Here is a 20,992-nt window from a genome sequence, read left to right as displayed (position 1 = left end):
TCAGTCCCTCAGCTTCAGACCCAGTCCGTAGCCACGGATATCGATCGAACCGCTCGTGCGATAGACCTCCTCGATGCCGGCCACGGTCGGACTGGCGAAGTTCTCGTCCAGCGCAGCCTCTGTTTGCCAAATGTATATCCCGCCAACGCGGCCGTTCTCGACGTCGGTGACGCGATACATTGCAAGCAGATCAGACATATGGTCATAGTTCGGCAGGCTCGCTATGGATATTCCGGACAATTCTGCCGACGACAAAGTGGTTCGAAAACGAACCGACCCGACCATCGGCTTGGTCAACGCGCTATTCTGCGCGGCATTTTCGGGAAACTCCTTGTAGTGGCGGACTTCCAGGATTTCGTACTCGGGGTCAGCCTCGGTCGCGTACCGGTCGGAAATGGACGCCACGATCGGTCCGTTGAGGTAGGACTTCAACGATTCCAAGTCCTCCCAGACATAGATTCCTCCGACCTCGGTTCCCACACGATCAGCGACATAATACTTCTGAATCAAGCCCGAAAGTTTCCTCAGCACGGGCAGGCCCTCGGCAGTCAGCTTCGCACGTTCGCTCGCATCCAGCCTGGATGTGAATCGCATGAAGAGGATGTACATTTTCTCGATCTCGTTTCGTTTCGTTTCGGACAGAATTGGCCGCGATCAATGCAAGTGGAGTTCCCACAGGCAGGTGGCCGCAGGTTCGCGGCCACCTGCGGTTCTACTTCGAAAGACCCGCGACGTTGATCTTCAGATCTGCCTGTGGAACGAAGCCCGTCACCGAACTCGATACCCCGTAGGCCTCGTCCGATTGGTAAAGGGGAACAAACGCGGGATCGGCATCGAAAGTCCCCAACATCTGTGTGAATACGTCGGCGCGAGCATCCGGGTCTAGAGTCGATCGCTCGGCGTTCACCAAGCTGTCGATATTCGGATTGTTGTAGTACGAGAAGCGGTAGTCACTCTGGAAACCTCGGTAGATATCGTCAGCATCCGGCTGGGCAAGAAAGCCCCAGAAGGTCAGACCTGTCATCTTGTTCGTGACGATCCGCTCGACAAACGTTCCCGGTTCCATCACTGACTGTGTAGTTTCGATACCGACGTTTGCCAACTGTGTCGCGATGGCTTGGCCGATTTCCTTGCTGGTCGCCGCATACTCGAGCGGGACTGTAAACCCCTCGGGGTACCCAGCCTCAGCGAGGAGCGCTTTTGCCTTCGCGATGTCGGGCGCCGCGATCGTGCGGTCGGAGTCGTATCCGCTCATCCAGTCGACTGCCAGCTGACCCTTCAATGGCTGGCCGTATCCGCCGAGAGCACCTTTGATGATGTCAGGCACATTGATTGCATACTGCAGAGCCTGTCGTACCTTCGACTCCTGAAGCGGTCCGTCCGCGCGGCTGTTGAAGAACATGTAGTTAATGCGCGTTGCGGGACTCGGTACAAGCTCCACACCTGAAGCGTCCTTGACTTGGCTTCGCGCACTGATCGGCACGTCCTGAACAATGTCAACTTCACCGTTACGCAAGGCCGAGATCTGCGATGCCGGTTCAGGAATAATCCGGAACTCGAGCGACTGTATCGCGGGTTTCCCATTCCAGTAGGAATCGTTGCGCTTCATGGTGATTGAAACGCCTTTCGTCCTCTTGTCGAGAAGATACGGGCCGGTTCCGATCGGAGCCTCCGCAAAGCCGTCCACGCCTTGCTCCGCGAAATACACTGGCGGATACTGAAAACTGCCGACTGCCAGGCCGGCAAGCAGTAGCGGCGAAGGATTCTTCGTGACAATGTCTATTGTCTGAGGATCAACGACCCTGACGTCGGAGATCATCGACGTGTAAGGCTTGTACGAAGCCGCATCACGCATGACCCCCAGCCCGAACTTCGCAGCCTCTGCGTCGAACGGCTCACCGTTGCTGAATGTGACCCCGGTCCGCAGTGTGAATCGTGTGGTTTCAGCATCGACTGGTTCCCACTTCTCGGCGAGAGCCGGTACGAACGACTTGCCGTCCGGGGCAAGGGCAATCAACTTCTCGGTGATCTGGCCGCTGACGTTGATCTCGGACTGAACTGTCGACGAACTCGCATACAGGCTTCTAACGTCCGAAGTCTGGGCGATGACGAGTGTCGAGTCCGTGCCAGTGCTGTTCGAACCGCACGCTGTTGGCGCGAGAACCATCACGACACCGATCATCGCTGCAGCAAGGCTGCGGAATCGCCGCAACGGCCTGAATTGAGGGTCGGTACTCAATGTACTTCCTTAGATTGAGAGAGGTTTGGGTCGAGTAGGAATTAAGCTGCGCGACAACATTTCCGCGCCGAAGTAGTCAAGAAGATTCGGGGTCGAACTCGTCTCGAAGTTCATCTCCGAGAAGGTTGAAAGCAAGAACGACGGCAACGATGAACAAGCCGGGAATCGCTGATGCCCACCAGTAGTCATTGATGTATGCGCGAGCGCCCGCGATCATCGAGCCCCAACTCGGATTCGGCGGTTGCACTCCCAAACCGAGAAACGAAAGTCCTGACTCGATGACGAAGAGCTGGGCGACCTCGAATGTCGCAAGAACAATCAGTGGTGAGACGAGGTTCGGCAAAATATGGCCGATCATTATTCGTGGGCCCGTAAGCCCTGACGCTCGCGCAGCCTCGACGAATTCCTTCTCCCTCAACGACAGTGTCGAGGTATAGGTGACCCGCGCGTATGGCGCCCACGCGGTGACCCCCAGGATCAGGATCAGCGTGGTGAGATTCGCACCGAAGGCTGCAACGACCGCGATGAGCAGAACCATCATCGGGAAAGCCAACTGGATATCCGCCAGGCGCATGACCAGAGCTGCGACCCGTCCACCGTAAAACCCAGCGACGATTCCGGCGCTGGCTCCGACAACGAGTCCGATCAGCGCCCCGGACACCGCGATGATCAGGCTGTATCGCGCGCCTGCGATCACCATACTGAAGATATCGCGTCCAAGCTCGTCGGCTCCGAGCAGATATTCGCTCGAGCCCCCTGGAAGAAAGATCGGTGGAACGAACCGTGCGTCACTGTCGCCCACACGCGGGTCATGTGGCAAAGCGCTTTGCGGCCACAGCGCACACACCACCATGGCGATCACGATCAGACTACTCACTACGGCGAGCGGTCGACGCGAAAGGTTCGTCAACGCCACATACACTGCGCCACGCGAGGATTCAGTGGTCTCGACGGTCAATGCGGTCATCACAACTTGATCCTCGGGTCGAGGCGGGCCACCAGGAAGTCCACCAAAATGTTCACGAATACGAAGCCGACCGCTGCGACGAGTACGACGCCTTGCACAACCGGAAAGTCTCGGGTGGAGATTGCGTCGACGAGAAGCCGACCAACACCGGGCCAAGAGAAAACCGTCTCAGTGAGTACGGCGCCACTCAAGGCCGAGCCGAGTTGAAGTCCCACGATGGTAATAACAGGGATCAATGCGTTGCGCACGACGTGGAGACGCAAAATGCGGCCTGACGGAAGGCCTTTGGCATGCGCGGTTCGGACGTAGTCCTGACGGACGACGTCCAGCATCGAGGCGCGTGTGACCCGCACGATCAATGGTGTGAGCGCAATGCCGAGCGCGACGCTCGGTAGCACAAGAGATCCAGGGCCGACGAATCCGCCGGTTGGAAATACCGACAACCAGACTCCGAAAACGAGAATCAGGAGGATGCCGAGATAGAAAGTTGGCACAGCTTGGCCGGTCATTGCCACGCTGCGGGCCAGCCTGTCAACCCACGTTCCCTGCCTCATCGCAGACAAGATTCCCAGCGACAGTCCAAGCACCACTGCGAACGCCAGTGCTGTTCCACCAAGTGCAAGGGTTGCCGGCAGTCGATCCGCAAGCAACGACGTCACTGGTACGTCGTAGCGGATCGATGTCCCGAGCGAACCCGTCACCACATTTTTGAGGAAGACCATGTACTGCGCTGGCCAGGATAGATCCAGTCCGTACTGCGTTCGGAATTCGGCGATCTCGGATGCTGTTGCAGTCGGCGGCAACATTGTCGCAGCCGGATCCCCGGTTAGTCGCACGAGCACAAATGCAATCAGACTGACACCGAACAGCGTTGGTATCACCTGAGCCAATCGCACAAGGATGATTTTGGGCACGTCACATACTCCTGTCGGCAACTACCGGAGCTGCGCGTTGCTCGGACGAATCGAGGGGGAAATGGCAGGCAACCTCGGAGCCACCCACTTCTGCCAATACAGGCCGCTCCGCGGTGCAGCGATCTGGTCGGCCGAGTTGCTCGTACCGAAAGCACCTGGTGTGGAACGGACACCCTTCGGGGATTGCAGAAGGCGAAGGCAGGTCACCAGTGAGAACGATCCGCTTTCTGGTGCGTTCCACCGCTGGATCTGCAATGGGAGCAGCCGAGAGAAGCGCAGCTGTATAGGGATGCCGCGGATTTTCGTACAGCGTGTCACGATCGGCAAACTCGACGATGCGGCCGAGGTACATGACTGCAACGCGATCACTGATCCGACGAACTACAGCGAGGTCGTGCGAGATGAAGAGATACGTGAGCCCGAACTCCGTCTTCAACCTCTCCAGGAGAGCGAGAACGTGGGCTTGGACGGACACGTCCAGAGCAGACACAGGTTCATCGCAGACGACGAAATCGGGCTCGGCCGCGAGTGCCCGGGCAATCGCGATCCTCTGGCGCTGACCGCCGGAGAACTCCTTGGGGAAGCGAGCGGCGGTGTCGTTCGGCAACCCGACCTCGGCCATCAACTCCTCGACGCGTTCTGCAATCATTCTCCCCTTACGCAGGCCGAAGCTGCGCACCGGCTCGGAGACCGAAGTACCTACTCGCAACCGCGGGTTCAGTGAACTCATCGGGTCTTGGAAAATGATCTGAAGCCGTCGCCTCCATGACCGCATCTGCCTCGAGCTTGCAAGTGGCAGCTCGACACTGTCGATGCGAACCGAACCAGCGTGCAAGGGGCGCAGACCTATCAAGGCGCGACCTAGAGTGCTTTTGCCACAACCTGATTCGCCCACCAGACCGACGGTTTCACCCTTTCGGATACGTAGGTCCACTCCGTCGACCGCTGTGACGGAACTGGTGACTCCACTACTCTTGACTGCGTAGCGAACAACTATTCCGGAAGCATCAAGGAGAACTGTATCGACGGGCGCGGGTTCCGTCGCATCTTCGGACCGCAGGCTCAGGTTCGCAGGGGCAGCGCTTGTCACAGCCACCCTCCTTTCTCAGTCGCATGGCATCGAGCCAGATGGTGGGCACCGCGGGGTGAGAGCGCGGGGGCTCGGCCTCGGCACACGTCGCGCGCGAAGGTGCACCGCTCGGCAAATCGGCAACCGTCCAGCGCCACACCGAGGTCGGGCAAGCTGCCGGGAATCGGAATGAGCGGCTCGCTCAGATCACCGTCCAGTCGAGGCAGACAGGCAAGAAGCCCTTTGAGATAAGGCATTTGGGGACGCAAGAAGAGTTCGTCGACTGGCGACGACTCCACGATCTGACCGGCGTACATTACGTTGACCCGGTCGCAGACTCGTGCGGCCACCCCCAGATCGTGCGTGATGAGCAATAAACTCATACCGAGTTCACTTGTCATCGATCCGAGCAAGTCGAGTACCTGCGCCTGGACCGTGACGTCGAGTGCCGTGGTCGGCTCGTCCGCGATCAGCAACTTGGGCTCACAGGCAACAGCGATCGCAATCATCACACGCTGCCGCATGCCACCCGAAAATTCGTGCGGGTAACCGTCGAACCTACGGCGCGGGTCCGAGATCCCAACCCGTGCAAGCAGATCGATAGACCTTGCCTTGGCTGCATTCCGACTCAGACCAAGATGCGCTCGCAGCGGCTCTGCCAATTGGGCACCCACGGTGAGGGTCGGGTTGAGGCTGCTCATCGGGTCCTGGAAAACATAACCGATCTCAGCCCCACGAATTGCTGTCATCTGTCTCGCCGAGAGGGATCGCAAGTCTCGTCCGTCGAAAATCACTTCACCTGCCACGACCTGTCCACCAGGCTTCGGCAGCAGGTCGACCAGCGACAACATGGTCACACTCTTGCCACACCCGGACTCACCGACTATACCCAGGGTCTCACCGGCACCTACTTCAAAACTGACGTCATCGACGACGCGCTTGGTACTACCGTGACGAGTGAACTCGGTCGTCAGGCCCTGCACCTTCAGCACCGGTGGTGCCTTCAGAATGCTGCGGGCCGTCGAGGGCAGCGTTGCGTCGAGACTGGTCATCGATCGATTCCTTCCAAATTGGGTGTGACGGTCCGACTTGCCGCGTACATTTCGTCCACCACCGCCCGATATCGGTCCGTCACCCTCGAGCGTCGAACCTTGAGGCTCGCGGTGAGCTCACCAGCCTCGATGGTGAGATCCTCTTCGAGGACGGCAAAATTCTTGATCGTCTCCCACCTGTTCAGCCGCATGTTGACGTCATCGAAGGCACTTTGGACGAGCGCTCGGACTGTCTTTTCGTTCGCCAGTGATCCCTGTGGGAGTGTGACCCGTGCGCCGATTGCCCAACGCCGAACGGCGGCGTTGTCGAGGGTCACAAGCGCGGAGACAAAATTGCGACCCTCTCCGACGATCACCACGTGACTCAGATAGGGGCAATGTGCTTTGAGTTGCGCCTCAATAGCACCAGGCGAAATCTTCTTGCCCCCGGACGTCTTGAACATCTCGTCGCGACGACCGCTGATATAGATGAACCCTCGGTCGTCGACTCGTCCCACGTCGCCGGTGTGCAACCAACCATCCGCGGAAAGTACTGCTGCGGTCGCTTCGGGACTGTTGTTGCAGCCCAGCATGACGCCGGGGCCTTTGATGAGCAGTTCTCCGGTCTCGTCCGAGACCCGGACCGTAGTACCCGGCATGGGCAACCCGATCGAGCCGTAGATGTATCCGCCCGATGCCGGTCGGTTGAAAGATGTTCCTGCGCTCGACTCGGTGAGCCCGTATCCCTCACACACGAGAATGCCGATGTCCCCGAAGAACTGAGCGACCTCTGGGTCCAGTGGCGCGGATCCGCAGATGAAGTAGCGAACACGGCCACCCAGCACTCGGCGAATTCCCCGAAGAACGAGCCGGCCTGCCACTGTGTACTCGAGGCGCAAGAACGCGGACCCGGACAGTCCGGACTGACGGGCTAGACTCCTCGCGTTTCCGACCCGCAGCGCCCACCGCGTAACGGCGCCGTGAACTCCACGTCGTGCGTCCAGTGACTCGACGAGACCCGTTCTGAGCTTTTCGAAAATGCGAGGAGCTGCAGCCATGAATGTGGGGCGATAGCGCCCGAGGTTCTGGGCGATCCGGTCCATCCGCCCGTCGACTACGGTGGCACACCCGGTAGCGAGCCCCTTGACACTGAGCATCTTGCCGAAGACGTGTGAGAGCGGGAGCCACAGAAAGTGGAGATCTTCAGGTGTCAGAGAGTTCGTCGCTTCTGTCGCGGAGCCTTGGTAGACAATGCTGTCCTGTGCAAGCCGGACCCCTTTCGGTGGGCCGGTTGTTCCGGAGGTGTACATCAACGCTCCCAAATGGTGTGCATCGATCTGAGAGATGCGCTGGTCCACGAGTGAAGAAGCATTTGCAATACTGGCCCGACCTCGTTCTCTGAGGTCTGCAATCGATACGACCCACGGATCGTTGTGTTGCGTTGCACCCAATGTCACCAGGGTCTTGATGTGATCGAAGTCGGCCCTCCGACAGAGCAATTCGACGACATGGTCCTGCGATTCCACGAAGACGACGGCACTGGCTGAATCCTCGAGGATGTGGACAAGCTCATCCAGTTTGGTCGTCGGATAGATAGTGGTGGTTGCCCCGCCCGCACAAGCGATTCCAAGGTCCGCGAGAACCCATTCGAACGATGTCTGCGCGCAGATTGCCACGGGCGTTTCGAGTTCGACACCGAACCCCATCAGTCCCGCAGCCACTTCGTGTGCGCGCTGACGCAATTCGCGCCACGACAGACTTAGGAGCGATTCCGTTTTCGGTTCGGGATAGAGATACGCAGGCAGCTCAGGAGTCAGGCTGACGCGGCGGTCCAGCAAGGCTGCAACGCTTCGCGGCCGATCCGCGAGTACATCCCAATCGACCTGCTCGTCAGTAGCAGTCAGTACTTTCATGCTCACTACCGCCCACCCGCTGAGGCGCCGAGTTTCCGGCCGGCATTGATCGCGATCACGCTTCGCAAATCAGTCATAGGTCCTACTCCTTGGATGAATCTCAGATTTTCGAGTTGGAACGAAAGAGTGCGAGTTCGAAAGTTGCGGCCACTCGTTACAATTTCAACCATATGTTGACGATTGCAACGTGGTGTTGAATCGTGACATCGCACATCGCATACGTCAAGAGAAAAATTCAACCTGATGTTGAATAGCCTGCCGCGAAGTTCAGCGAGGCAACGGAGGCCAGGCATCACAGATCGCTGAACAAATCTCGAGCGCGGGGGGCTATTACAGGCCGTAAGGCATGCACGATCATCACAGATATCGTCGCCGAGATCTGTAATCACGTTGCAGCACTGCGTATTCATGCCCACTTGCGATAGCCGAGCCGTGCCCGGTGCGTGAGCACACGACTGTCGTCGGGGAGTCAGCTACAACCGAAATGCCGGCTGACCAGTTGAGGAAACTGCCGAAGATTTACATCAGGCGCAAGGTTTACTTCGACGAACTGCTACCAGTTCGCAATGCGCGAGTCTCGTGTCGAGGTCCTCAGGTCATCGGAATCGCGACCCCGACCATGTGGCGAAATCGAGCACGGAGCGACTACAAAACACACCCGTGGGCGGCTTGTACGAAACGTGAGCTACGAAAGAGGTTTGTCTGCAACAGATTCCCGCCTCCGTTCAACGCGCCAGGGAGGAAACGGCCAAAGGGCGGTCCACCCTGGCACGTCGACGATACCGACCATCGAACCCCTCATCGATCCGACCGGCGATAACACCTCGACCATCTCTGATAGGCGACCCACTGCCCGACCCCATCGCTCTTCGGCAACAATCGACACCATGTCTACTAGTGCTCAGCTAGTTTCACATCAAACGGGTGCGTTTGTCAGGACTGCCTCCGAGAACGGTTCGGTGTCAACCCGATCGCCAATCGCTGCCGCGTCCGACCGAGAGTATTTACGAATCAAAGGCAGAGTTGCCAGCAGCAAAACAGCTGGAATCAACGTGTATCCGTAGGCAATCCCATTGAGAGCGAGGGATGTTTGCTCAACCGAAGTCCCGGATGTCGACGACAAGAAACCGGTCGCGACGAGGATCAATGAGAACGTCCAAGCTCCGATCGCAGCGGCAGTGGTCTCCAGCGACTGCATCACCCCCGCGAAAGCGCCCGCCCGGTTGTGGCCCGTTCTCTCGGTGTCGGCAAGGATCGTATCGGGAACCATGGCAAACACCATTACCTGCTCCCCCGCGAATGCGATACCCATGATCACCGCGATACAGACGACCGCTCCTAGATTGCCGGACAGAACAGCCGGGAACATCGCAATACAGGTTACGGCGTAAAGCACCGTGGCGATTGTGAATGTGCGCGACTTACCGACGCGATGCGCAAGCTTCGTCCACAGCGGCACGGTGAAGATGCTGGGCCCCATCAACGCTACGAAAAGGAGCGCCATCAGGCCTGCGTTCCCAAGCAGATAAGCCGTCACGTACGCCATCGCCGTCTGAATCATCGAAATTCCAACAGCATGAGGTAGATAGACCCCCATAAGAAGGACGAATGGACGGTTCTGGCGTGCAATTCTCAAAGTCTGCAACAGAGTTGGTTGCTCACCGTTGTGAGCCAGTGGAGTGACCCAACGACTCGAGAGCGTACAGATCAGCATCACGACGAACATCAGGACCGCCATCACGAGCGCCATCACGATGTAACCCCGACGACCGCCGCCAGCGGAACTGACCAGGATCGGTGCGACACCTCCGGCCATCAAGACACCGACTGTCGTCGCGATAATCCGCCAGCCCATAATACGGGTTCGCTGCTGTGGACTTGCCGACATTTCGGCAGGCAGGGCCAGATACGGGATATCGAACATCTCGAAGGCCAACGCTGCGAGTATGTAGGCAAGCAAGACCCAGGTAATGGCCTGCCACCCACTGCTGGGTCCGCTGAAAATCAGTACGAACAGTACCGGCAGCGATACCGTTCCGAGCAACATCAGTCGGGTGCGCCGACCGTGACGAATCGCGTCACGGTCGCTCAAGTTCCCAACCAAGGTGGCGCAGAACATATCCCAGATCTTTGGAATCACCACCACGATCCCGGCCACAGCTGCAGTGACCGCCAGAGTATCCGTGAGATAGTACATCAGGAGCAGCCCGGGAATCGAATTGTAGAGGCCAGATCCCACCTTCCCGACGGAATACCTCAGCAAACGTCCTCGGGGAAGTGGCGCGACCGATTCCCAGGAGGGCGTTGCGGCACTCATCGGTCGTCCTTTGAGTTCACTTGAGCAACAACCAAGTTCGAAGACCTGGCCTGAGTCGACTGGACTCGCTCACCGACGAGATCGTCCAGCACAATCTTCCGCTTGAGAATCTTGCCCGTACTGCCCTTGGGGAGGGAGTCTACGAAGTACACGTAGGACGGCACCTTGTAGTACGACAAGCGGTCGGCAACCCACGCAGCGAGGACTCCTGCTGTAACTGTCCGTTCCGGTCGACAAGTCACAACCGCAGCCACACGCTCACCGAGGTGATCGTCCGGCACACCGACTACCGAAGCCTCGAGGACCTCCGGGTGTTCGTACAGCGCTGCTTCCACTTCTGCGGGGTAGACATTGAAGCCGCCCCGGATGATCAGATCCTTGCTACGGTCGACAATCCGAAGATCACCGAACTCGTTGACCTGCCCCAGATCTCCCGTCTGCAACCATCCGTCCGGCGTAAACGACTGCGACGTGGCTTCTGGTTGATTCAAGTATCCGAGCATTACCGTTGGACTTTTCACCTGGACTTCGCCGACTTCCCCGACCGCGCAGGCAGCACCTGTGCCGTCGATCACGCGGATTTCGATTCGTGGCGCTGCCGGGCCGGTGTATCCCTCACTCTTGGGACGTTCGAGGCTGGAAAACGTCGCGATAGATGTGGACTCGGTGAGTCCGTAGCCGTCCAGCAGAACGCATCCGAACCGAGACTCGAACGCCTGCGCGATAGGCGGTGCCAACGGTGAGCCTCCGGAAACGGCGATACGAAGAGCGTCGAAACTTTCTGCATCCCAATCACCTTCTGTATGAACCATGGCGTTCCACATAGTCGGAACACCACTGACGACTGTGAGCTTGTCCCGCACGATCATGTCGAGCATGGCAGTGGAGTCGAACCTCGGGAGGAGCGACAGGCTACCGCCAAGTGTCAGCGCCATCATCATGACCGACGACTGACCGAACACGTGGAACAACGGTAGAGCCGTCCCGATTCGATCTTCTACCGTTCCACGACTGAGTTCAGCACAAATCTCGCCAGCTGCCAGGACATTGGAAGTCGTCAACATAACGCCCTTGGGGCGACCTGTGGTACCGGAGGTGTACAGAACAGCGGCCAAGTCCTGGTCACCACGATCAACGGGACGAAGTTCGGGTTCGGCCGAATCTCGATGCCAAGGAGTCAGCGTCCATACAGGGATGTCGGCGGCGCGAGCAGCACTGTCAACTCCCCGCGCCACGTCCTTCCAACAGACTGCAACCCTGGGTCGACAGTCACCGATGATGTACGCGACTTCGGAATCGGTGGAGATCGGATTTACCGGAACAATCGTCGCACCGACCGCCTGGATTGCGAAGTAGACAATGACGAATTCCGGGACCGACGGTGCCGCGAGCATGACGCGGTCTCCGTTCCGAACGCCCAAATCACGAAGATGTTCAGCACCTTGTAGCGATGCCCGGCACAAATCACGGTAGGTGTAGTCGTACTCGGGAGTGCGTAGCGCGATCGCGGTGGGCATACGCTGCGCGTGCCGATCGATCACGTCGAAAACGTTGCTCATTGCGACTTCTCGTCCCTTCGCAGTCAGTCCGACAACGCGACGTTGACGCGCAAGCGTTCGATATCAACGGTGCCTTCGACCTTGAAGATCGCAGGAATTTGTGCGACTCCGTCGCTACTCAGATTCGATTCGAGCGCCGATTCGTCAGCCCATACGTACACGCCCCCGACGCGGTTCGTCCCTACCTGAGCCACCCGGAACACCCGAATCAGACCAGGAATGTCTTTGTATGCAGCAATCGAAGCCGACGACATCGACCGAAGATCCTCGGCCGGCAAAATACTCGTGAAGCACACAGAGCCGATCATCCGACCCTCGTTCGGGCTCGTCGCCGCGCACGTCAGTTCGTTCCCCACCTCGAAGATTTCGTAGGTGAGTGGCTCAGTCAAGCCGAAACGCTCCGGCATAGCGGCAACTACCGGGCCGTCGAGATACTCCTGCACTTGCTCCACGGTCTCCCACAGATAGATCCCGCCGACTTCACCGGTTTCGGAGTTCTCGACGAAGTACTTCTCCAACAGGCCTGGCATCTTGCGGAACATCGGCAGGCTTGCCGCTGACATTGCTTGAATCTCCTGGTGTGGCTTTCCAGACCGGAATCGGATGGAGAGTAGGTACATGGCATTTCCTTCACGACAGTAGAAATAAGCAGAGCCTTCAAACCCCGCCAACGGATGTGACCGAGAACACGCTCGATGTCAACAGATTGTTGCAATCTCGGACAAATGTCAATAGTTCTTGCAACATAAAGTTGAAATCACATACGCTCCAGAAGCTCAGACCTGTTGCACACTGCCGGAGACCCGAGCACGCTGCATGGCGCGGCACCCCACACAAAACATGGATCGGATTCCTAGATGACCACCGCGAGATTCGACAGCATTGCACCCACGACCTACTCCACCAGCGTCGTCAGTGACGTACCGGCATACGAAGACATCACAGTGGAGGATTTACGGGCCGCCGGGTCGATGAAATGGACGAAGTATCCCGACACGCTTGCAGCATTCGTAGCCGAGATGGACTTTGGAGTCGCGACTCCCGTCGCCGAGGCCGTCACCGAACTCGTCACCAAAGGGCTGTTGGGCTACCTGCCCAACTGGATGGAATCGGATCTCCAATCTGCGACGGCCGACTGGTGCCAACGGAGATTCGACTGGGAATTCGATCCCGGCAGCGTGTTTGCCGTTGCCGACGTGATCAGGGCCTACGAATTCGCGATCAAGCACTTCAGCAACCCTGAAAGCAAGATCGTCCTCATGACCCCCGCATATGGGCCTTTCTTTCACATCGCGCAACATCACGGCCGGGAAGTCGTCGAGGTCCCGATGTTGAGGGAGGACAACCGGTGGGTGATCGATTACGAAGGGATTGATGCTGCATTCGAAAACGGTGGCGGCCTTCTCGTCCTCTGCAATCCGCACAATCCTGTCGGAAAGGTTTACACCGAAACAGAACTGTCAGCACTCGCTGAGATAATCGACCGGCGCGGCGGCACTGTTTTCTCGGACGAGATCCATGCTCCGATCGTTTACTCGGGACAACGACACATCCCCTATGCCTCAGTGAGCGACTTGGCTGCAAACCACTGTCTGACAGCAACTTCGGCGTCCAAGGCGTTCAACGTGCCCGGGCTGAAGTGTGCACAGCTCATCGCCACCGGTGAACACTTTCGCACGCGCTTGGAGAAATTGGGGATGGTGCTGACCCACGGTGCGTCGAATGCGGGAGTCGTCGCCAACACTGCCGCGTACACACAAGGCGACCCGTGGCTGGACTCGGTGCGCACCTATCTCGAAGGCAATCGAAACCTGCTGATCGAGGCCCTCGCGGAGCATCTACCCAACGCGCATATCATCCGCCCCGACGCCACATATTTCGGATGGATCAATCTGCAGGAGTCTGCGCCGACCGAAGGCGCACAGCACTTCTTCCTGGAACATGCGCGCGTAGCGATCAGCGACGGCCCCTCCTTCGGACTCGTTGGTCGCGAACACATTCGCTTCAACTTCGCGCTCCCCCGCAAGGTTATTCCAGTGGCCGTGGAGGCGCTCGGTACCGCGATGCGCAGTGGCGCAATACCGCGATGACCTTATGGCAAGGCCGGTGCATGTACCGCGGGCCTACTCCGAACCATCAGACATCGAACGCAGCGAACAGACAAGTACTCGACTTCTTGGCAGACCGCCTATCGGAGGAACAACTATGGACGATCGTTTCGCAGTGAATACGGGCCGTGCACCTGCTCTTTCGGAAGAAACAGTCCGGCAGTTGCACGATGTGTACCGACATCTTCACGCACACCCTGAGCTCTCGATGCAGGAATTCAACACGGCGGAACTGATCGAAAGCGAGCTGAGCAAGCTCGGTATCGAACACCGCCGCTGCGCGGGTACCGGCGTCGTCGGAGTCTTACGAAACGGCAACGGCCCTGTAGTCGGTTACCGCGCTGACATAGATGCACTGCCAGTCGCCGAAGACACCGGGCTCGAATATGCAAGCACCGCTACCGGCATCATGGCCGACGGATCAGAGGTACCGGTCATGCATGCCTGCGGACACGATGCACACACTGCAGTCGCCCTCACACTCGCCGAAGTCATGGCAACACATTGTGACATGTGGTCTGGCACAATTGTATTCGTTTTTCAGCCCGGAGAGGAAACGGCCGCCGGTGCGCGCGCCATGGTCGAGGACGGACTCTGGGTCCACGCCCCTGCGCCCGAAGTGATCTATGGACAGCACGTCGGATCTGCGCGCGCAGGCACCATCCTCTACACGCCTGGGGTCGCTGCCGCAACGGCAGACGCGTGGAAGGTTAGTGTGCATGGAAGGGGAAGCCACGCATCGAAGCCTGAGAATGCGATCGACCCGATTGTGCTGGCTTCTCACATGATCATCCGACTGCAGACCATCGTTGCTCGTGAAGTCAGCCCTGGCGAGTCGGCCGTGGTCACTGTCGGCACAATCCGCGGCGGACTGAAGGACAACATCATTCCGGAAAAAGTCGAGTTCACCGTCAACGTCCGGGCTTTCGACCAAAACGTGCGTGACCGCGTCCTGCATTCGATCAAACGAATCTTGAACGCGGAGTCTCAGGCCTCGGGAGCGCCAAACCCAGAAATCGACGAGCTGTACACGTTCCCCCGATGCGTGAACGACCCCGACGAGACGCAGCGCGTAGTCGACGCACTCAGCGTTGAGTTCGGAAGCGACACTCTGCTGGAATCGCCACCGTTCCTCGGCAGCGAGGACTTCGGCTACCTAGGCGAGGCAATTGGAATCCCTTCTGTTTACTGGCTTTACGGCTCCACTGCCCCCGAGAAGATGGAGACGGGAAGAGTCGTACCCGGAAACCATTCAGCACAATTCGCACCGGCAATCGAACCCACGCTATCGACAGCTGTGCGCGCAGGCATCGCTGCGCTGATGATTCGTCTACGTCAAAGTTCGTCCATGTAGGTCAGCGCTGCCGATCAGTCGCGAATCAGCCGTTCGAGGTGAGACCGGAGGCCCGCCACTTTGCGGGTCGCCGGCAACCTGGAGGCACGCCAGCCGTCAATTACATTCCGCTCGAGCCGAACCATTGCCCTGGAAACATCGCACCACCAAGATGTTTGGCATGCCCCCGGAGCACTACGGTTCCGTACGTGTCGCCGAACGTCCCGGCCGATGCGGGAACTGCGCGCACCCGGCCCCTTCGCTCGAGCGCGGCTGGATCGAGCGCTGCCTCAGGTTCGCACCCCAACCCGCTCGGTGCGCAGAAATCCTGGTGATGGACCACTACACCGGAGCGATGGAATTCTGCCGGTGCCGACATCCGTTCCACGGGTCCTGATCGCGCCGGATCCTCGAGATCCGCTGCCGAGCCGAGTCCCTCGGCGCCCCGGCTCGACAGCGAAATCACACCTGAATCAGCTCAGCGAACTCAGGAGCGGCTCGAGCAGCTTGTAGAGCTCGAAGATGCCGATGATCGTTGAAATGGAACCCATGATGATCCTCCGTGATTCGTGAACTTTCCGTGACGTCGCGTCACAGGCAGAAGCTAACAAACCCGGCATTCAAACGGGGACCTTGGATGTGTCCGGCAGATGAACTCCCTGCTCGCAGAGCCCTTTTGGTGACCAGCGTCATGTTGGACGAGAAAAAAGCCCTATCGTCACATCACCTGACCCTGACCGACGGCAACAGCGAAAGTCTGCCGGTTGTGGTCTCGCGATACTTCGCGCCAATTCCGCCCCATCCGACTCTTGCTTTGTGCGCTGAATCCGATTACATTTCTCCACAATAACGGTACGCGTAACGAAATAACAAGACGCTCTACTGCACTGACCTATATACCCAGTGCCACAACCCTTCCGGACTCTTGCTGGGGCGGCGCTTCGTCGTGTCCAGAAGCTCCTCACTCCCCGATCGAAAGAGAGCACGATGACCACAGAGAGCATCTCCGGAAATCAGCCGCGACCGGTAGCAACTATCGCAAGCCTGACCCTGCTGATCGCTGCCGTGGCCGCGCTCGAAAGCATCATCGTCCCCGCACTCCCCCTGATACAGAGAGACTTCGGAGTGACGGCCGACGTCGGAGCGCTCGCATCCGTCGCTCTGACGTTGAGCACTGTTCTCGTCACGCCGATGGCCGGGCGAATAGCCGACGTGTACGGCGCCCGCCCCACCTTGCTCGCGATCACGACAATCGTCGTCCTGGGCGGCAGCGTGTCCGCTCTTGCAACGATCTTCCCGCTGTTCGTCCTCGGCCAGTTTCTCCAGGGATTCGGGCTCGGGTTGTTGCCCGTGAGCTTCGTGGTCCTACGACGCACTTTGTCCTCGGACCGACTCAAGACGGCCACGGGTTTGCTCGGGGCTGTCGTCGTGGCCGGCGGCGCTCTGGGAGTCGTGCTGGCCGGGCCCGTCGCGGAAAACGTCTCACGCACCGCGATGTATGCAGTTCCGACCGCGTTCGTTTTGCTCGGCGCAATTGCTTTTGCCGTGAGCACACCCCGAGATCACAGGTCGAACGTCGGCGGCCGACTCGATTGGCCGGGAGCTGCCGGATTGGCCCTGGGCTTGTTGACGCTGACGGCGTGGCTGGCGAGCGCATCGAGCAACGGGTGGGGCGCACCGACGTCGATGCTGCTGCTTCTCGCTTCCGCTGCCGTGTTCACGATCTGGGCCAGGTATCAGAGCCGGACAACCGAGCCGATGGTCGACCTGACGATGATGCGGCATCGTTCGATGTGGAGCGCCGTGGTCGTCGGCGTGGTTTTCGGGTTCACCTACGGCGCTGTTGTCTATCTACTTCCGCAGCAACTCGCCGTGCCGGCAGAGAGCGGATTCGGCCGCGGTGCGTCGACCAGCGCCATCGGCTTCCTGCTGTGCGTCGGCTACGGCGCAGCGGTCATCGCGTCGGTGATCTCCGGAAAGCTCGCGCAACGGGTCGGCACGAAAGCCATTGCAGTAGCGGGAGTTGCCTTTCTCGGCCTCAGCGGCGCCGTCGGGGTCTTTGCAACCACGATGTGGCAGATCGTTGTGGTGCTGATCCTTGCGGGTACCGGCGTTGCCGCCGCGTCGACGGCAGTGTTCGTCATCTCCGCCGACAGCGCACCGGCAGACCGCGTAGGTGTCACGACGGCAATAGTCACGATCGCCAGATCGCTGGGTTCTGCTGTGGGAACCCAAATTGCCGCCGGGATCATCGCGAGCGCGACTTCATCCGGCGGCCTTCCCCAGCACTCGGCATTCGCCACGGCTTTCGGAGTGGCGGCAATCGTTGCGATTGTCGGACTCGTTGTCGCGGTGACGATGCCGAAACCGGCGTCAACCGATGTTCAGTGGTCGTCGTCGTCCTCGTCGAAGTCTGCGACTCCGCGCTTCCAGTAGCCCGTGATCAGGTGGTCGCCCGAACTCAGGCCGAGTTCGTCGCGCACGAATCTGCGAATCGGCTTGAGACTGGTGGCCTCACCGGAGATCCAGGCGTAGACGCGCTCACCTTCGGGCACGGTGACCGTCCGGACTGCCTGCTCGAGCAGATCCGAGTGACCGGCTGGGACGTCACCGCGATGCAACCATCGCACCTCGACTCCTTCCGGAACAGTGAGTTCGATTTCCTGTGAAGGGTCGGTGATCTCGACGAACACCCACCCGGCGGCAGCAGCGGGCATCATCTCGAGCCAACGAGCAATGGCAGGAAGGGCGGTGATGTCACCGGCCAGCAGATAGCGATCGTACGTCCATGGAACTACGACGCCGCCGGGCGGACCTGCCACGTGCACCCGAGTGCCGACGGTGGCCGCCTGAGCCCAATCAGAGGCGTACCCACCTTCGTGGAGCGCGAAGTCGAGGTCCAGCTCCCCCGCATCGGCGTCGTATCGACGGACGGTGTACTCACGCGAGATCGGCAATGGACGAGGCCACTTCAGGCTGAATCCGTCGCGTTCGGGTAGACGCAAAGTTCCGTCTGCATCGGGGTACACCAGACGGACATGCTCGTCGGGAGCGTGCGATTCGAAGCCCGCCAACTCCGGTCCACCCAAGGTCAGACGCAACAGTCCGGTCCCGACCATTTCGCTGCGAACAACTTCGAGTTCGCGAATGCCGATGGGGTACGGCACTTTTGCGCCGGTGGTTCCCGCCAGAACTTCGGCGATGGTCGCGAGGTGGTCTCCTCGGTTCATGAACTACCTTCCTTTTCCGGCGGAGCATTCCCCACCGGCACAGTGTTTTCGGAGAGATCGACTTCGTTGATCTCCGAAGTTACCCGGCGCACCGAACCCAATGCTGCCAGGAGCACCAGGCCCAGTGTCACACCGGCGAGCCCCAAGACCAGTAGCGCGGCGCCAGGCTCGAGCCACTGCCCGAGGAACCCGGCTGCCATCGAACCGATCGCCGTACCCGTGACGGCTTGCACCATCCACAGACTGGACACGCGTCCGCGCAATTCGTCCGGCGTGTTCTGTTGAAGGACTGCAAATCTCAGAATGTCGTTGAGTGCGCGGCCGAGGCCGAATCCGGCCAGGCCCAGGAACGCGACAATCGCTGCTCCCGACGCACCCAGTACCACCAGGCCGAGAGGCATCAGCGCAACAGAGATCAACATCGCGGCGCCGTTGCGGTGGACTCGTCCCGTCCACCCGCTGGTGAGGGAACCGACCACAGCGCCGACAGCGGGGGCGCCGTAGAGCAGACCGAGCATGGTGGGTCCGCCGCCGAGAACCTGGTCGACGAAGGCAGGCAGCAACACCATCGGCCCGCTGACGAACATGACCAACAGTCCGCTGATCAGGATGCCGCGAATGACTGTGTGCCTGCCGGCGAATTTCACGCCGGTCACAAGCGCGCGCATCGGGCTTTCGTGATTCGTGCCCGGTGCAGGGGAAGGGCCGATGGCTTGGAACAACGTGACAGTTGCTGCGGTGGCCACCGCAGCAACAAAGTATGTCGCGGGGATGCCGCCGGAGGCGATGATCACGCCGGCGATTGCCGGCGAGATCATCGTCCCGATGTCGGTGGTCAGCGCTACCAAAGCGCCGGCCGCAGCCATCTTGTTGCGCGGCAACAACGTCGGCATCAAAGCCATCAAGGCCGAGCTGCTGACACCGCCGGCCAAGCCGTCGACGGCTGCCGCGACGTAGATGACCCACATCGACGGGTGTGGCAAGAGCGCATTGCACCCGAGAATGACAAAGCCGAGACCCGCAGCACTGCGGGCCAACTGGATGGTGCGTCGCCGGTCGTAACGATCAGCGAGCACACCGCCGAACAGGCTGCCGAAGAACATGGCGATGGCCATCGCCGTGGACACTCCGGCAACCTGCAAGGTCGAGCCGGTGAGCTGGTACGTCTGTGCGGGAACGGCTACGACGAGCAGTCCGATCCCGAGCAGCGAGATCAATCGCGCGGAAAACGCGTACCTGAATGGACGGCTGGTCCGCAACGGTGAAACATCGATCACCAGCCCACCGAATCGAGTCATGCGAAGGTCTGGCCGATCAGGTCGAGCGTAGCCATTGCGCCGTCGTAGTCAGGACGGTAGCTGGTGGCGGGGAGCTCGAACGTCGTGCCTGCCTTGAAGGACGGCAGCTGCGAGTAGAGCGGATCGGTGGCAAGTTCGGCCATCGGGCGACCGGACACCGGAATCACAAAGGCGACAGGAGCATCGGCGACCTGCGAGAGCAGTTCCGGGCTGACCTCGAACGAGTCACCCGAGCCGAAGAGCTGCGGGTTGCCGGCCTTGGCCATGACGTCGTCGGCCTTGAAACCGAGCTCGGCGAGCATTGCGGGGAGCGCTGCCGTCGGCGGCACGAGGTACGGCTTGTTGTTGGCGAGCGAGAGAATGTAGACGACGTTGCCCTCGGGAACCTTGATCTTGCCCTTGACCTCTTTGACCTTGTCGTCGTACGCGCTGATCAGTGCCGGAACCTTGTCCGAACGACCTGCGGCATCGGCGACGATCTCGAGCTGCTTGTCCCAGTTGGCAACCGTCTTGGGGACCAACACGGTGGGTGCGATAGCAGTCAGCTGGTCGTAGAGTTCCTCGGCCTGAACCGAGGTGATGCCCTGTCCACCGCCGATGATCAGGTCGGGTTCAGCCGCCGCGACGGCTTCGATGTTGAGCTGCTCGCCGGCCGGCAATTCCTTGGTGCCCTGCGCCTTTGCGGCATCCGACCATGCCGGCGGGAATCCACCGTCGAGGTTCGTGACACCGAGGACGCGGGTATCGGTGGCAACCACCGGTGCGTCCAGGGCGTACAGGTATCCGGCGAGACCGCCGCTCAGAACCACGATGCGCTCCGCCGACGCGGGCACGGTGACCGAGCCCTTTTCGGTTTCGATCACGCGCGTCGTGGGCTCTGCAGCCTTGGTCGGTTCGTCGTTCGAATCGCTACTGCAACCGATCATCGCCACGAGTGCGACGATCAGCAACCCTGCGATGGCGACGAATCGTCGCCAACTCCGTATCGCGAGGGGCGGTGTGGACTTCATCATT

At 59.7% G+C, this 20,992-nt stretch carries 17 protein-coding genes; 3 read left to right on the top strand and 14 right to left on the bottom strand.

Features of this window, described 5'->3' with window-relative positions; genetic code table 11:
• The 10 genes from R4P70_RS28725 to R4P70_RS28680 form a co-directional block, all read right to left on the bottom strand.
• Window positions 1-609, bottom strand: a complete 609-nt coding sequence (locus R4P70_RS28725) for a hypothetical protein (protein WP_099699042.1) — start codon at window positions 607-609, stop codon at window positions 1-3.
• A 103-nt stretch (window positions 610-712) separates the two neighbouring features.
• Complete coding sequence (locus R4P70_RS28720) at window positions 713-2,239, bottom strand: ABC transporter substrate-binding protein (protein ID WP_143542760.1); 1,527 nt, start codon at window positions 2,237-2,239, stop codon at window positions 713-715.
• A 76-nt stretch (window positions 2,240-2,315) separates the two neighbouring features.
• Window positions 2,316-3,206: an ABC transporter permease gene (locus R4P70_RS28715; RefSeq protein WP_099699040.1), complete on the bottom strand. Its 891-nt coding sequence runs from the start codon at window positions 3,204-3,206 to the stop codon at window positions 2,316-2,318.
• Window positions 3,206-4,120 (bottom strand): ABC transporter permease, encoded by a 915-nt coding sequence (locus R4P70_RS28710; protein WP_214609045.1) that lies wholly within the window; start codon window positions 4,118-4,120, stop codon window positions 3,206-3,208. The genes R4P70_RS28715 and R4P70_RS28710 overlap by 1 nt, the downstream gene beginning before the upstream one ends.
• A 1-nt stretch (window position 4,121) precedes the next feature.
• On the bottom strand, window positions 4,122-5,210 hold the full coding sequence (locus tag R4P70_RS28705) for an ABC transporter ATP-binding protein (protein ID WP_235868063.1): 1,089 nt from the start codon (window positions 5,208-5,210) through the stop codon (window positions 4,122-4,124).
• On the bottom strand, window positions 5,207-6,241 hold the full coding sequence (locus tag R4P70_RS28700; protein WP_099699039.1) for an ABC transporter ATP-binding protein: 1,035 nt from the start codon (window positions 6,239-6,241) through the stop codon (window positions 5,207-5,209). Before R4P70_RS28700 ends, R4P70_RS28705 begins: the two co-directional genes overlap by 4 nt.
• Window positions 6,238-8,133, bottom strand: coding sequence for a long-chain fatty acid--CoA ligase (locus R4P70_RS28695; RefSeq protein WP_317832994.1), 1,896 nt, complete (start codon window positions 8,131-8,133; stop codon window positions 6,238-6,240). Before R4P70_RS28695 ends, R4P70_RS28700 begins: the two co-directional genes overlap by 4 nt.
• Window positions 8,134-9,049: 916 nt before the next feature.
• Window positions 9,050-10,450, bottom strand: a complete 1,401-nt coding sequence (locus R4P70_RS28690) for an MFS transporter (protein ID WP_099697880.1) — start codon at window positions 10,448-10,450, stop codon at window positions 9,050-9,052.
• Window positions 10,447-12,009, bottom strand: a complete 1,563-nt coding sequence (locus R4P70_RS28685; RefSeq protein WP_099697881.1) for a class I adenylate-forming enzyme family protein — start codon at window positions 12,007-12,009, stop codon at window positions 10,447-10,449. The genes R4P70_RS28690 and R4P70_RS28685 overlap by 4 nt, the downstream gene beginning before the upstream one ends.
• A 23-nt stretch (window positions 12,010-12,032) precedes the next feature.
• Complete coding sequence (locus tag R4P70_RS28680; protein WP_099697882.1) at window positions 12,033-12,629, bottom strand: YdhR family protein; 597 nt, start codon at window positions 12,627-12,629, stop codon at window positions 12,033-12,035.
• 237 nt (window positions 12,630-12,866) lie between these two features.
• Here R4P70_RS28680 and R4P70_RS28675 point away from each other — a divergent pair, with 237 nt between their 5' ends.
• Window positions 12,867-14,099, top strand: a complete 1,233-nt coding sequence (locus R4P70_RS28675; protein WP_099697883.1) for a MalY/PatB family protein — start codon at window positions 12,867-12,869, stop codon at window positions 14,097-14,099.
• Between the two features lie 115 nt (window positions 14,100-14,214).
• Complete coding sequence (locus R4P70_RS28670) at window positions 14,215-15,471, top strand: amidohydrolase (protein WP_099697884.1); 1,257 nt, start codon at window positions 14,215-14,217, stop codon at window positions 15,469-15,471.
• Between the two features lie 100 nt (window positions 15,472-15,571).
• Here the strand turns inward: R4P70_RS28670 and R4P70_RS28665 are convergent, their stop codons facing one another.
• Window positions 15,572-15,916: a hypothetical protein gene (locus R4P70_RS28665; RefSeq protein ID WP_099697885.1), complete on the bottom strand. Its 345-nt coding sequence runs from the start codon at window positions 15,914-15,916 to the stop codon at window positions 15,572-15,574.
• Between the two features lie 521 nt (window positions 15,917-16,437).
• Here R4P70_RS28665 and R4P70_RS28660 point away from each other — a divergent pair.
• Complete coding sequence (locus tag R4P70_RS28660) at window positions 16,438-17,886, top strand: MFS transporter (protein ID WP_046378457.1); 1,449 nt, start codon at window positions 16,438-16,440, stop codon at window positions 17,884-17,886.
• Here R4P70_RS28660 and R4P70_RS28655 read toward each other — a convergent pair.
• The 3 genes from R4P70_RS28655 to R4P70_RS28645 are packed head-to-tail and all read right to left on the bottom strand — an operon-like array spanning window position 17,835 to window position 20,988.
• A complete protein-coding gene (locus R4P70_RS28655) occupies window positions 17,835-18,680 on the bottom strand; it encodes a siderophore-interacting protein (protein ID WP_317832988.1) in 846 nt (281 codons plus the stop codon). The two genes, R4P70_RS28660 and R4P70_RS28655, sit on opposite strands and share 52 nt — an antisense overlap.
• A complete protein-coding gene (entS, locus tag R4P70_RS28650; protein ID WP_317832986.1) occupies window positions 18,677-19,978 on the bottom strand; it encodes an enterobactin transporter EntS in 1,302 nt (433 codons plus the stop codon). Before entS ends, R4P70_RS28655 begins: the two co-directional genes overlap by 4 nt.
• Entirely contained in the window at window positions 19,975-20,988 is a 1,014-nt protein-coding gene (locus R4P70_RS28645; RefSeq protein ID WP_029538034.1) for a Fe2+-enterobactin ABC transporter substrate-binding protein, read from the bottom strand. The genes entS and R4P70_RS28645 overlap by 4 nt, the downstream gene beginning before the upstream one ends.
• Window positions 20,989-20,992: the final 4 nt, after the last annotated feature.

The sequence above is a fragment of the Rhodococcus sp. IEGM 1241 genome (assembly GCF_033142365.1).
GTDB lineage: Bacteria > Actinomycetota > Actinomycetes > Mycobacteriales > Mycobacteriaceae > Rhodococcus_F > Rhodococcus_F erythropolis.
Note: the sequence above shows the minus strand (reverse complement) of the source record. Positions and strands in the feature narration are given on the sequence as shown.